At 54.4% G+C, this 12,684-nt stretch carries 13 protein-coding genes; 5 read left to right on the forward strand and 8 right to left on the reverse strand.

The window, feature by feature from the left end:
• Nucleotides 1–518: 518 nt before the first annotated feature.
• The 3 genes from BLV25_RS17890 to BLV25_RS16790 all read right to left on the reverse strand — a co-directional run bounded on the left by BLV25_RS17890 (nt 519) and on the right by BLV25_RS16790 (nt 1,892).
• Complete coding sequence (locus BLV25_RS17890) at nt 519–695, reverse strand: hypothetical protein (protein ID WP_256335702.1); 177 nt, start codon at nt 693–695, stop codon at nt 519–521.
• A 499-nt stretch (nt 696–1,194) separates the two neighbouring features.
• Entirely contained in the window at nt 1,195–1,341 is a 147-nt protein-coding gene (locus BLV25_RS17455; protein ID WP_176819478.1) for a hypothetical protein, read from the reverse strand.
• Complete coding sequence (locus BLV25_RS16790) at nt 1,338–1,892, reverse strand: hypothetical protein (protein WP_143114425.1); 555 nt, start codon at nt 1,890–1,892, stop codon at nt 1,338–1,340. Before BLV25_RS16790 ends, BLV25_RS17455 begins: the two co-directional genes overlap by 4 nt.
• 658 nt (nt 1,893–2,550) lie before the next feature.
• Between BLV25_RS16790 and BLV25_RS10765 the strand changes: the two genes are divergently transcribed.
• Entirely contained in the window at nt 2,551–3,225 is a 675-nt protein-coding gene (locus tag BLV25_RS10765) for a hypothetical protein (RefSeq protein WP_092733103.1), read from the forward strand.
• A gap of 92 nt (nt 3,226–3,317) precedes the next feature.
• Here the strand turns inward: BLV25_RS10765 and BLV25_RS10770 are convergent, their stop codons facing one another.
• Nucleotides 3,318–3,911, reverse strand: coding sequence for a site-specific integrase (locus BLV25_RS10770; protein ID WP_092733106.1), 594 nt, complete (start codon nt 3,909–3,911; stop codon nt 3,318–3,320).
• A gap of 250 nt (nt 3,912–4,161) precedes the next feature.
• Here BLV25_RS10770 and BLV25_RS10775 point away from each other — a divergent pair, with 250 nt between their 5' ends.
• Complete coding sequence (locus tag BLV25_RS10775; RefSeq protein WP_092733109.1) at nt 4,162–4,500, forward strand: toxin-antitoxin system TumE family protein; 339 nt, start codon at nt 4,162–4,164, stop codon at nt 4,498–4,500.
• Between the two features lie 23 nt (nt 4,501–4,523).
• Complete coding sequence (locus BLV25_RS10780) at nt 4,524–4,973, forward strand: HVO_A0114 family putative DNA-binding protein (RefSeq protein WP_176819479.1); 450 nt, start codon at nt 4,524–4,526, stop codon at nt 4,971–4,973.
• A 258-nt stretch (nt 4,974–5,231) separates the two neighbouring features.
• Here BLV25_RS10780 and BLV25_RS10785 read toward each other — a convergent pair whose 3' ends face one another.
• Nucleotides 5,232–5,936: a uracil-DNA glycosylase family protein gene (locus tag BLV25_RS10785; RefSeq protein ID WP_092733116.1), complete on the reverse strand. Its 705-nt coding sequence runs from the start codon at nt 5,934–5,936 to the stop codon at nt 5,232–5,234.
• Nucleotides 5,937–6,491: 555 nt separating this feature from the next.
• Between BLV25_RS10785 and BLV25_RS16795 the strand changes: the two genes are divergently transcribed.
• Entirely contained in the window at nt 6,492–7,541 is a 1,050-nt protein-coding gene (locus BLV25_RS16795; protein WP_143114426.1) for a hypothetical protein, read from the forward strand.
• A gap of 685 nt (nt 7,542–8,226) precedes the next feature.
• Here BLV25_RS16795 and BLV25_RS10790 read toward each other — a convergent pair.
• A complete protein-coding gene (locus tag BLV25_RS10790; RefSeq protein WP_092733119.1) occupies nt 8,227–8,793 on the reverse strand; it encodes a DUF7342 family protein in 567 nt (188 codons plus the stop codon).
• Between the two features lie 297 nt (nt 8,794–9,090).
• On the opposite strand from BLV25_RS10790, the gene BLV25_RS10795 reads away from it, so the two are divergent.
• A complete protein-coding gene (locus BLV25_RS10795; protein ID WP_092733122.1) occupies nt 9,091–9,285 on the forward strand; it encodes a hypothetical protein in 195 nt (64 codons plus the stop codon).
• Between the two features lie 5 nt (nt 9,286–9,290).
• On the opposite strand, the gene BLV25_RS10800 is transcribed toward BLV25_RS10795, so the two are convergent.
• Both BLV25_RS10800 and BLV25_RS10805 read right to left on the reverse strand, forming a co-directional pair.
• Nucleotides 9,291–10,535: a tyrosine-type recombinase/integrase gene (locus tag BLV25_RS10800; RefSeq protein ID WP_092733125.1), complete on the reverse strand. Its 1,245-nt coding sequence runs from the start codon at nt 10,533–10,535 to the stop codon at nt 9,291–9,293.
• Nucleotides 10,536–10,739: 204 nt separating this feature from the next.
• Nucleotides 10,740–12,581: a cation:proton antiporter domain-containing protein gene (locus BLV25_RS10805; RefSeq protein ID WP_092733129.1), complete on the reverse strand. Its 1,842-nt coding sequence runs from the start codon at nt 12,579–12,581 to the stop codon at nt 10,740–10,742.
• Nucleotides 12,582–12,684: the final 103 nt, after the last annotated feature.

Genomic DNA, 12,684 nt, shown 5'->3' on the forward strand with positions numbered 1-12,684 from the left:
GATGGCCTTCCTCCGGATACCCCGACCAACCTGGCCAGTTCGGGACGTTGGAGAGGCACGACTTCAAGCCAAATCCGTCCGTTTTGCTCGGTGAAAAAGCGGTTTAAACGACGAATAGAGGTTGGTGGTCGACTCGTTCAGTTGTTACTCACCGGTGCCCGTCAGTTCTCGGCCAATATCCGACCAATCCATCCCGATGAGCCGGGAAAGATCGTTCCGAGTCCCCGACCATTCTATTCGTGTTTCCAAACCGAACTCCGACGTTCTGACCGAGCGAGATTCGATTTCTACGGGGAGAATCAAGTGTTACTTCTGCCGGGACACTCCCTCACCGTCGATCGCTTGTTCTCCCCCGGCTAATTCCCTCGCCACAATTGGCCGGCCCCCGATCTATTAGGCTAATCTCGGCACCACGTTAGTAGAGCCACCGGTGGCTACTGATCTCTTCGGGAGACATCGCCCCGTCGTGGAACAACCGGAACTGGATGGTGCGCTCGATAGCGACGAATGCCGGCTCGTCACGACCATATAGTACCCCTACTCGAGGAGATTCGCCCGACCCCTAATAGCCGGCACGCACGGCGAAGTTGGACCAATTCGGCGTCGTCGACATTCAACTCCTCCTCGATCGTTCCGAAGCTGTCCTCGAAGATCCGCTCGGCCACCACCAATCGGTTCCGGATGTCGTCATTCATCGGTGTACACCTTGGTCCGGAGATCGGAGAGTTGGTCGGAGCCGACCAACGTGACCCCGATGTCGAATTGGGGGCGAAGCTGGTCGCCAATTCCGTGACACCGTCCGTCGATTCGCCGAGCGATTTGAACGTGTATCGATCCCCCTCGAACCGTTGGTCCTCGAGATCGCTGACGACCGAGTGGACGGTCCGCCGGGCTTCTGTTTTATCGTCGTCGACGATCACCAACAGATCAATGTCGCTGATCCTGTCCACCTCCCCCGAGCGACGCTGCCAAACAGGACGACCCCGACCAATTTGTCCACCTCGCACTACGGGGCCGAGAGAATCCAACACTTGGATAGACAGAAGGTGCGAGTCTTTCTATGACACGCTCGTAGGGTCTATAAAATGAGCTTGCGAACGCGGGTGCCCTTGGTTCCTGACTAAACCCAAAAGCGCAATGGTGGAACTGGCAGGGCGCAGTTAACGTGGCTACAGTTGCTATAGCTATTGACTTCTACTCGTCCGAACTGGAACTGCTATCTGAGGGAGCGCTGCCGTCGTCGTTGAATGCACCCTTGAACGTTTCTTCGCCGCTGGATTCAAACCCGGAGTCGGACGCGACATCGGCGGCCGAATCTCCCGAATCTGCATCATCACTCATAGGACAAATGCTAATACAGTACCACCCACTATAAACACAACGCCGATTATAGACAACCGCTTTGCCCAATTAATCGTTTTACCATTAATTTCGGTTTTCTTGTTGACTTGGGTAATCCATAATTCATAGTCTTGCAATGTTTTATAGAGATAAGCAATTTCAGAGGGATCAGTCGAACGCAAACTCTCGAACGCGTCAGTACTTTGGCCGATAGTCACTTTCGCCGCTTCCTGACCTTCAGCTGCTAAAAAAACGGAAATTGCCATACTTACTAAACCAACGCCCACGAGCAACATTGAATATACTGAGAAAGTGAGACCATCCAGCGCGTTTGCGACGGCTGCGACATATACTGTGGCGATGAGTCCGTTTAATTGGACGATACGCCATGCTTTCTCGTTTACGTCGTTGAATGCTTCCAACTGTTGATCAAGGGTTCGACGAGCCTCATCTAGTGCGTGCCGATATGTTTCGATATCGTATTCCAAGCCCTCATCTTCCTCGGCATTGGTTGCTTCTGCTTGGTCTTCTGTGGATGTACTACCGTCCACGCTTAGGATAGGTCATTGGCCGATTAAATAAGTCTTTGTCAACTATTCACGAATTACTAGATCATAGCGTATCATAGAATCATTCACAACCGATTTACTGCGGTGCAACCGGTAGAAAAAACCGATCTATCAAGCAACTAATTTAGGTGTGTCAGTCGTTATGTGGAAATAGTAGAAGACAATTTTGTGACAGTCACCGCGAACAATTCTCCGCATTCGCACTCGATTCGCTGCTCCCGAGTATCTAATTTGAGCCATTTGCCACATTCACAAGCTTCAGCGAGCAGCTGTTTCGTGTGAAGACATATCTGAAGAATAGGATTTCAACAGAGCCTCGAACCAAATACGGTCTGCATCATCATCGATATTGTAGGAGCACACCACCCGTGACAGTGACTCAAACCTGCGTTTGTGCGTCCTGAAGACGTTTATCGATGGCGTCGGGATAGCATCACAACTGATGACGGTGACACGTCGCCGCCTCCTCAAGACTCTCGGTACGACCGGCGCGATGCTCGTGTCGGCCGGATGTCTCGATAGCAGTGTTGGTGCTACGAATGACAGCAGATCGTCTACAGATACTCGGACAGCAACACCGTCCACCGACCGTAACCATCGCGTCCCGATGGGGCGGACAGTGACGATTGGAGATAGGCGTATGACAGTGGAAAACCCACGCATCAGGAAAGCGGTGGTTACCACCGGAATGGCCCACACGCGGGTCGTGGCTCACGCAGGCCAATTCGTCGTCGTGGACGTGCTAATCAACGGAGCCCAACCCAACGTGCGGGCGGTCGATCTCGATTTCTGGTCGTCAGTAGACGAGCACATCCTCTCCGACAGCGATCCGCTGTCGTCCCTCATCGGAGAGTCAGCAGCGTGTGCATTCGCCTTCCCCGCACAGCGACACGATCGGGCGGCAATCGTTCACAAAGCCGACGGGGAAGAGTCGGGAGCAGGAGTCTACTGGGACCTTCCCACTCACATTCGAGAGCGCCTCGCTTTCGAACCAAAATTCACCGTTTCGGGCTTCCGTGTTCCGAAGCACAACGGGCAACGTGTCCTAGAGCTGACCGTAGCCAACGAGGGTGAGCGCGATGGGACGTTCAGAGCACGGGTGTCGCTGAAAGGATTCAGCGGTGGGAGTATCGTGGGATTTCCCGTTCCCGCTGGAGAGTCACGGACGTATACCGGCAGCCCCGGTGATATTCTTCTCTACCTGGAGAATCAGGGCGAGGGCACGCTCACGGTTCAGTATCCCGCCGACGGGGGTCTGACGAGCATTGAACGGACTGTCCAGCCTTCCCGGACAACGACTGGGTCAAACACCTGAACGTTCAGTTCGCACGCTCTCTCTAACGGCTTATTCACTGAATCGCCGGTGAAATCAAACACCGGTAATGAGATAGAAGCTCTCCGGGGCCACTATGTCCGCATCGCTTCTCCGATACGTGCCTCGGTCGGCTCTGCAAGGTAGGGCTCGATGGCGGAGTAGTCGGACCATCCCCCGATGCTCATCATCGTCCGGACATCGACCTGACGCTCAACGAGATGGTAGGTCGCCCAGGACCGGCGGAGATCGTGCGACGAAACTGCCTGCCAGCGTGGATCGTCAGTTTGCTCTGCGACCGCGTGAGCGGCTTCCTTGACCCATCGACGGACGGAGGGGGTGCTGGCGTCGACCCACTGGTCGGAGAGGCTGAGCCCCCGTTCACGGCTGTATTTGTGAACGTCGTCGGTGACATCGTCGGGCATCCACGCGTCGCGTGTCTTCTTTGACCCGCCCTTCGTATTCTTTCCCTGGACCTCGAAGAGCCAGACCTCACCATCATCGGAGTACCGCAGGTGGCTATCGCCCGGGTAGCTCACTTCCGACGCACGGAGCCCGCATCGACCCATCAACTGGATCGCTACCTCACGCTCCCAGCCGTCCTCTCCGGCAGTTCGCTCCAGCCAGTCCAGTTCATCGGGAGAAAGCCAACACTTCGTCACGTCATCGCTGTCGTCGACGCGAACCATAATCGGGTATATTAGTATATCCGATTATATCTTTGGTTTCCTTGGACCAACTTTGCCCAGATATACCGTCCAATTGCCAGTACGTAATCGGGTTATATAATAACTCGATTAAACGGACTACCGAGCTATTCCTGCTTGCTGCATCTTCCGATTGCTGCGAACCGAACACAAGCCACTACCCAAGATCGAACTGCTATTGTTCTCTGAACCAATAGACCTATTGTATTGGCCTGTGTACCAATAGAGGAGGATGGCCTCACTGACCGACGATGACCTGGATGGCGTGAGCGAGGGGAGGAAGTATCCCGACGGGACCGTTGTCCGCGTGTTCTGTATGCGGACGGACCGTGACGCGTACCCGTCCGGGTGGGCCTACAAGCTCCACTACGGTGCAACGGAGCCCGACCCGCCCCGCACACTCGCTGATGGGACGATTCGTCGGTACGACAACTCACACGAGGATACCAAAGGACACGAACTGCACGTCGCACCGGACCCTGACCCGGACATAATCGTGTTTCCCGGGATGGTCGAACTCTGGGAACGGTTCTGGAGCGAGATTCCGAAATTCGAGTTCGAGGTCAAGTGAAGCCATCACACCACGGTGATACTATGAACGATACCACGCCGCCGCTGCACCCGATGGAGCGCGAACGGCTTCGGGCCGAATCAACCCTCGTCGTGACTGTCAAGACGTCCAATGAGTTCCACGAGGACGTTACCGATGGCATCGAGGCGCTCGAACGGGGGGACGCGGCGGATTCCACGCCGACGCTCTCGTTTACCAGTTACGACGACCTGCTAGAGACGCTGACGCCGCGCGTCCTCGAGCTCATCGAAGCTATCCGCCGAGAAGAGCCAGCCAGCATCAACGAGACCGCACGGGTCGTCGACCGGGACGTGAAGAACGTCCACGAGGAGCTCAGCCGACTCGCCCAGCTGGGCATCATTTTCTTCGAGGAAGACGGCCAGCGCAAGCGTCCAGTCGTCTGGTTCGACGAACTCGTCATCAACCTCCCGTTCGATCCAGAGGCTGGTGACGCCGCAGCTGCAGCACCGTAAGATCTGACGAGTTAACACCGTCTCAGTAGTTGATGGTTGGAGGATCGAATCATTCCTTATTTCGGGTTTGTGGCTCTGTAGAAATCCTATTTTCTCGACACCTATCTTGCCAGAATAGCTGTTATGCAGGTGTGGGACTGATGGTTAGAGAAATTACCAGTTTCGATGGATAATTATGCGAGCGTACTGCAGACACAGCGCATAGTCAGCAAAGTTCGACTTCCTCATTCGTATGACACACGGCCGTGCACCAAGAGACTAAGAGTCAACGGTGGAATTAATTATCTCAGCCAAAGTCGTCCAGTATTCTTCCTGGTCTTCAATTTGATCAGGGAGATTGAGATGAAGGTAACTCCAATGGAATGAGGGTATGACATTGTACGAACTCACGTGATGAACTTCCAAAACATCATCTTTCATTCGGCTAAATGAACTAGCACTATCAAATACTTCAAACAGAGATTCGGTCGCTTCCTCTCCAAAAGTAACGACTATTTCTGGACTAACAGTTCGTAACTCGTCTTTCAGATATTGTTCACAGTGAAGTTTCGCCTTGCGATTTTTCCATTTTTTTCGACGCCCCTCAATATCGGCACATTTCTTTATATTTGTAAAGTAGATGCCTAACTTTCGTTCATCAGAGAAATCAGCAGAGATGTCCTTAAAAAATGAATCGGAGAATCGATTCCCTTCTTTTATCCATTCAGGAATCGGATTGTTTCTGACTTTACTTTCGAATTGCCCGTCTCTTTCCTTTTGAGATTTAGGAGAGTTCTGAGTTTTGCGATCTTCATTCGGTGTTTCAGCTACAAAAGCAATCTCCGCATCAAGCACACCCTCTCCAAACTTTGGGTAGAAACGGCATTGACTATCTCGGTTTGGACATTCAAAACAGGGACCAGCTCCAGTATTCCAATTATTCCACGTTTCCTCAAAGAAGGCCGGGATATTGTCTAAGGACATAATATCACGACTATCTATCAACGGGGTTATTCCTTTTGATGAATCCGAACTCTGCTCAGAGAAAAGGATATGCCAACTGCAACCTCTGTATCGGTCACGGCGCTTCTGACGAAAATCAGGGATGTTACGACCTGGTTCGCTCCACCATCGATCTATACCCACACTGTTCAGAGTGTCTTATCGATATTATGAGTGAGACAGCCGACAACGAGTTCACGGAGCTGCTTCCACCAGTGTCGTGAGCGCACGAATACCCGCTTGCTCAACGAACCGGAGCAACCGCGATTTCGGGAGAGGTTCCATCCAGTCAGACTACCGGACGTACCTGTACCTCCCTGAGGATTTCAACAGAGTCGGTTTTGTTGAAATTCTTTGAAATTTTGACTGGTTGCGAACAACACAGGGATCTACGTATCGATCGGTCGAATGATCTCACTCAATATCTGCCAAAAACACCGTGCTAGATACAGAAGAGATAGTCAGATGCAGTTTTCGTCCAGATAAGAGAATCTATTCAGACCATAACAATATGTATTTTGAGTATGCATTATCGGTATGGGGTTATCGGCGTTCCTAAAGAAAGTCTTCGACCAGTTTCTCTCGAAGAATTCGTCTGGTTCCGTACAAGAATCTTCAGAATATGAGCAAAGCGGGCATCATAAGGATATAAGACTAGTCCGGGTGATTGATAGAACAGCTCATATCTCTCCAGTAGATCGTGAGAGAGAGATTGATTACGTGATTAACAACCCGACCGATAAGGAGTTTAATTTCGTGTTCTTGCCGCTTCGAGAATTCAAACGTAATTTACAGCTATTTGACGAGGAAGGAACTAAATTAAACTTCTATGAGAATAGAAGGGTAGAGGGTATGATTGATCAGTTAAAACAGAAGGATCCAGCTGGATGGGGGGAATTTCAGGAAAAGTTTAAAGAGTACGACTATAAAGTATTAGTGCAGTTACCTCGGGAGAGACCTCTTAAACCAGGTGATTATAGAACTATAAAAACAACATTCGATCAGTCAGAAACCGTTTCCTTTCATAGTATCTCGGATCCAAAATGGTATCTGGGATGGATATCTAGATGGGAAAAGAAATTTTTTCGAATACCCACATTCCGAGCCAACGTAGAGCAATTTCCCACCAATCATCATGATGAGTATATAGTCATTAAGGGGCCGCCTGGCTACGGTACCAAAGGTTCGACAAGACGGGAAGACGGGGAACCAGCTAGGGACCTGTATGAAAATGGGCTAGATGATGATACTCGGGTAATCTCCTGTCGATTACCACCAGCTAAGAACCGCAGATATGAATGGGATCTAGACTATGATTTGATTCCGAATCATAGCGGCCTTATGTCTGTTTTAGTGATTTACCTTCTGTTATCTATTGTCGCAGCTGTTTCTTCAATCATACTATGGGGTATGTTTTCTATATCTGATCCTCAAGGGTTAATTCAAGCTACTTCGGGAGGATTCATTACAGCTACACTTGGACTGATTTTTGCACTGAGTGCTGAGTGGACTAACAGATACAAAATTCTCTGTGTTATCCCGCTGCTTCTCCATGGAGGAGCATGGGTGCTATGGCAGTTTACGTAGAGCCCTAGATCCACTTTTGCCTTCCACACAAACTACTAATGTAGGTGTATCTAAATAGCATATAAGAAAGGGCTATGGACGACGACAAAAATCTTCAAAAGGCGGCTGAGGAACAGTTGTTTCAGGTGGCAGTACGGGGTAGTGGTACGGTCACGTGGTCCGGGAAGGAAGATCAGAGTGACGAGAATTAATCGGTGTAGCACCTGAGCTGGTCGACAGACGGTTCCGAAAATCGAGAACTAGTTGTCGCGGTTTTATTCTACAATGAGAGTAGCAAGCACGAGAGGTAGAACTCGGAGAGGATGAAACCGATTCTTGCCTGGATGATGGGTTGGTGGCGTCAGCGTTTGTACACCGTCTGACTCGCTACGTGATACTTCGATTTCTTCTGCATCAGGAGGATATGTCCACCGGAGGAGTGGGGAGGGATCGTTCATCTGCTCCGTTAGATACGTGATAACGAAATCCGCGGTTTCGTACCATCGAACCTCGAGAGTGCCAGATGCTGTCGATGAATCCTGGTCATCAACAGTTGCACGTACCAGACGCGGGTGGGTTCTGCGCGGCTCGAGGCTAACGTCCTCGACTGCCTCACGCTGACTCAGAAAACGATGAATCACCCGCAAGGACTCCCTATCCGGGCCGGTGTCCCATCGCTCGATCGTTGGGACAGTGTTTGGGGAAGTCATTGCGACTCAGGTGACGCACCGTCATCGGAATCGGTCGCAACGAACGCCGATATCAGACGGCTATCGTTTTGCTGGAGTTGACGTGCTGCCTCGTAGAGGCGAATATCCCGTTGTATGCTGTTCCACGTCCCGATCTCTTGCATCAACTCGTGGACCGGCCGGTCACTGTTTGGTTCGTATATCGAGGCAGTGTCCGGTCCTTCAACGCCGAACTCTTCCTTGAGCTCGGCTTCTTTCGCTTCCAGTTCACGAACTCGCTCAGCAAGATCCTGGGTTGAATGTTTTTCCGCAATCTGGGTTACCTCCCGCCATTCCAGGTACGTGTCGTTCCGGCGAAACATAAGGGAACGGCCGGGGTTTTGGAATTCGACGATGCCCATTTGCTTCAGACGCTTCAAATGCTTCTTTGCCGTATTAGGGGAGCATCTGGCGAGGTCAGCGATATCATCGTGTCTCGTGAATTCAGAGATCCCGAGAATCACTTCATAAATTCGTCCAAACGCGTCGTTTTCCGCGTCCCATGAATCGCGGATGTTGGTGACGACGTCTTCCGAAGGTTCCATACGAACCGCTGTCCATCTGACGCAAATTATTTTTCGATCACGAAACTATCTGTTCTCACTAATCTATTTTTACCCAAGGCCCTTCGTACCGAGTGTGAAGCACACATCGGCTCTTGAAGGAAACCCACGATTGCTGGCCCCCGAATTAACGGCCGGCATTGTGGCCCCTCACGAAGTCGATAACCAACTGATGCCGTAACCAGCACGACGAACCCAACAATATGTCCATAGAAGCGACCAGCATCTGCTCTAGCCCACGAACCGCGCGCAAATCGGCAGCCCGGACGGAGGAGAGCAATGAGTAGCCAGGAAGTCGTTTCCGAATTGAACCGCTACGCGGACCGGAACACCGAGTTCCTGTCCCGGGTTCTCGCATACGGCGACACGGAGGCGCGAGCGTATGCGCTGGCCCTCCTCTCGAACGGTGCTACGGCCGAGGACATCGACAAGATACAGGCAGAACTCGACCGAATACGACGCGATCTCAAGTAGTGGTACTACTCCTCCGAGAGGGACTCGGCAAACGCCTGTGCGTCTTCGAGAATATCGGGATTGTCGTCGACGATTTCGGAGAAGTTTCTCGCTCGCTGGATGTCCTCGAGGAACTCCGGGTTTTCCTGTGCGAGACGGAAGACCTGGTCCCGGACCTCACTTTGATCCTCCTCGATCGATTCGATTGCGCCGTACTCGAGGGGTTGATTACACCAGACGCACGTTTCCCGATGGCGCGGCGTGTCCTTCTGACATCGCGGACATTCGACCGGACCCAATGGCTCGGATTCGTCCTCCTCAACCTCGAGTCCGTGCATTTTCGCGTACTCGTTGTCGGCGTCACCGCCGAACCGTGCAACGTAGTGGGCCGTCGCATCGCTGCCCCGCTTTCGTCCTTGGCGATCCTCGATAAACGCCTGGTTCATACCTTGACGAGCCAGATACGTTGCGTTGGACTTACGGAAGTTGGTCGGTGTGACCGGCTTCTTGACGTCAGCGCGTTCGGCTGCGTCGGAGAAGCAGTTGTTGAACTGTCGGTAGCTAAGTTCCTCAGCTTCAGTCAGTTTCGACCAGAGTGGCGACTTCGGATCGTCCGAGTCAGGATGGTCGTTCAGCCACCGCTGGAGGTACGGCACGCTCGGAACCAGTGTGACCGATCGTTGCCCGGTCTTCCCGTCGACGTGAATACTGAGACCGTGCTCGTGGTCGCTTACGTTTCCGATAGTGAGGTTTCGAAGTTCACCGCTTCGAGCCCCAGAGTCAAACGCGACGGCGATGAGGGCTGCGTCACGAGAGTTTCTGGTCTCCTCGATCATCGGGAGAATATCGTCCTCCCAACGGAGCATATCGCCGGGATCGGGGACCGGGTCGTGGCTGTTAGACATTCCCGATGGAATCCACTCAACGCTCGTCGGAAGATCGTCTCCCTCAGTCACTCGCCGGGCAAGAACCCTGATAGCAGTCCGATAATCGTGGTTTGTGTATTCGTTGTCGTAATTACGGTTGATCCACCGAACGAGATCCTCGGCCGCGTCGCGGTCCTCGAGGGCACTCGCAATGCCGCCGACGTTCTCGGCCAGAATGGTACAGTGACGAAGCAACTTGTTGTGACGGTGGTCAGTATATTCCGATTTGAGGAGATCAATCTTGTCGGAAAATCTTATGAGAATCTCCTTATCTCTCTGATCTATTTCATTAGATGTCTCGATTCTTTCGCGCAGAGTTTCGATTTGTTTCCTAACGTCTGCCATTTATCGAACACCGGTGTTTTATTAGGGAAGACATTGAACCTTTTGTTTATGTCCCGGCCTAGGCTCTTTCCTCCGTACACTCCTTGTGCGCACACGTTTCCGGCGATACTCGTCTGAACGAAACCCGTTCAAGATCGGCTCCTATCGCTAGGAAAGCATCCTGAACGGTGGGCACTGCCGAATCGGTCGTCATCGATCGACCCATCAGTCGTGCGGGTGGAACCGCTCCATCGCGCGTCTGACCGCGTCCGTGTCGCCGATGAAGGTGACGTGGTCGCCGTACTCCAGGACGGTGTCCGCCGACGGGACGTGGTTCTCGCCGTCGCGGCTGACGACGGCAACGAAGGTGCCGTCGGGAATCTGCGCGTTGAGGTCGCGGATCGTCTTCCCGGCGAGGTTCTCCGCGGTCACCTCCACCTCCTGGACGTCGTGGCTATCGCCCAGCTCGTTCATCCAGTGGGTGATCGCCGGCCGTTCGATCCGGTCGTCGATGGCCACCGCCGTCGCCGTCGGCGAGTCGACCCCCTTGACGCCGATGCTCTCGAAGGCGTCGACGTTGTCCGGCTCGTTCACCCGCGAGTACACCGATTCCACGCCGAACTTCGTGATCGCGAGCTGGCACGCGAGGAGGTTGACGTCGTCGTCGCGGGTCACCGTGATCACGCGCTTGGCGTCCTCGATTCCGGCGCCGCGCAGCGTCTCCGTGTCACTGCCGTCGCCCTCGTAAACGGTGAATCCCTCCGAGCGGGCCTGCTCGATCTCGTCGTCGTCGGTCTCGATGATGATGACGTACTCGCCCCGACGCTCCAGTCGTGTGGCGAGCGCCCGGCCGACCCGGCCGCCGCCGATGATTAGCGTGCGCATTGGTGACACTCCAAGGACGTCGCCGATCCGTCGCGCCAGCCCGGCCTCGATCGCGACCGTCACGAAGATGACGGCGAACACCGTCCCGACCAGAAGCTCGCCCGCCGCCACGTTTCCCGCGAGCTCCAGTTCGATCGCGAACAGCGTGGCCACGCTCGCCGGGATGATCCCGCGCGGTCCCACGCCGGCGATGAACAGCCGCTCGGGCCACGTGAACCGCTCGACGCCCGCGGTGGCGATCAGCGCCCCGAGCGGGCGGAGCACGAGCATGATCACGAGGACGAGGCCGACCGCCCCGAGGCCCAGTTGCAGTATCGCCTCGACGTCGATCAGCGCGGCCAGCGAAATGAACACGAACGAGAGCACGACGAGCGTCGTGTTCTCCGCGAACCGCTCGATCTCCTCCCTGTTGTTGATGTCGAGGTTCCCGAGCACGATCCCGCTCGTCGCGGCCGCCGCGATGCCCGCTTCGGCGGCGACGGCCTCGGCGGCCGCGAACGCACCCACCGCCGCCGCCAACACGAGGAACTGCGACGCCTGCACGTCGCGCTCGGGGACCAGATCGCTGTCCAACAGGACGTAGATCACCACCGTCGCGAGCAGCCCCGCGAGCACGCCGACGCCGAGTCGCTCGACGAACGAGAAGACGGTCGCCGGAACTCCGAGGTCGTCGAGCAGCAGCGTTTCGAAGATCACCACGGCGACGATCGCGGCCGTCACGTCGTTCACGATCCCCTCGGTCTCCAGCGCGGTCGCCACGTGGTCCCTGACGCGGACGACGTTGAGTATCGGCGTGATCACGGTCGGCCCCGTCGCCACGAGCAGTGCCCCGATGAGCAGCGCGATCTCCCAGTTGGCCCCCTCGAAGAACCGGACCGCGGCCGCCGTCCCGAGAAACATCACGAGCGCGCTGACCGTCACCAGCCGAAGCGACACCGTGGACGCGCCCCGGATCCGGTCGATCTGCAGAGCGAACGCGCCCTCGAAGACGATGATCGCAACGCTGAGCCCCACGATTATCTCGAGCCCGTCCCCGAACGTCTCGAGGGTCACAAGCCCCAACACCTCCGGTCCAAGCACGACGCCGATGAGCAGATAGAAGACGACGCTCGGCACCTGCAGGTGGTGAGCAACCAGCTGAACGACGAGTCCCGACACGAGAATCGCCGCAATGACCGGCAACAGACTGGACACGTCTACGACTTGTACGTCCGTCGCCCTCCTTAGTAGTACTCCTCGGGGGATTCATCGAACGCCGCGTCGATGAACGTGATCAGTTCGTCGT

This window comes from Halopenitus persicus, from assembly GCF_900107205.1.
GTDB lineage: Archaea > Halobacteriota > Halobacteria > Halobacteriales > Haloferacaceae > Halopenitus > Halopenitus persicus.

Bases quoted from the DNA above. Each gene is read 5' to 3' on its own strand.
- BLV25_RS17890 (WP_256335702.1), bottom strand. From the start codon at position 695: ATGAATGACGACATCCGGAACCGATTGGTGGTGGCCGAGCGGATCTTC.
- BLV25_RS17455 (WP_176819478.1), bottom strand. From the start codon at position 1,341: ATGAGTGATGATGCAGATTCGGGAGATTCGGCCGCCGATGTCGCGTCC.
- BLV25_RS10765 (WP_092733103.1), top strand. From the start codon at position 2,551: ATGACAGTGGAAAACCCACGCATCAGGAAAGCGGTGGTTACCACCGGA.
- BLV25_RS10770 (WP_092733106.1), bottom strand. From the start codon at position 3,911: ATGGTTCGCGTCGACGACAGCGATGACGTGACGAAGTGTTGGCTTTCT.
- BLV25_RS10775 (WP_092733109.1), top strand. From the start codon at position 4,162: ATGGCCTCACTGACCGACGATGACCTGGATGGCGTGAGCGAGGGGAGG.
- BLV25_RS10780 (WP_176819479.1), top strand. From the start codon at position 4,524: ATGAACGATACCACGCCGCCGCTGCACCCGATGGAGCGCGAACGGCTT.
- BLV25_RS10785 (WP_092733116.1), bottom strand. From the start codon at position 5,936: ATGTCCTTAGACAATATCCCGGCCTTCTTTGAGGAAACGTGGAATAAT.
- BLV25_RS16795 (WP_143114426.1), top strand. From the start codon at position 6,492: ATGGGGTTATCGGCGTTCCTAAAGAAAGTCTTCGACCAGTTTCTCTCG.
- BLV25_RS10790 (WP_092733119.1), bottom strand. From the start codon at position 8,793: ATGGAACCTTCGGAAGACGTCGTCACCAACATCCGCGATTCATGGGAC.
- BLV25_RS10795 (WP_092733122.1), top strand. From the start codon at position 9,091: ATGAGTAGCCAGGAAGTCGTTTCCGAATTGAACCGCTACGCGGACCGG.
- BLV25_RS10800 (WP_092733125.1), bottom strand. From the start codon at position 10,535: ATGGCAGACGTTAGGAAACAAATCGAAACTCTGCGCGAAAGAATCGAG.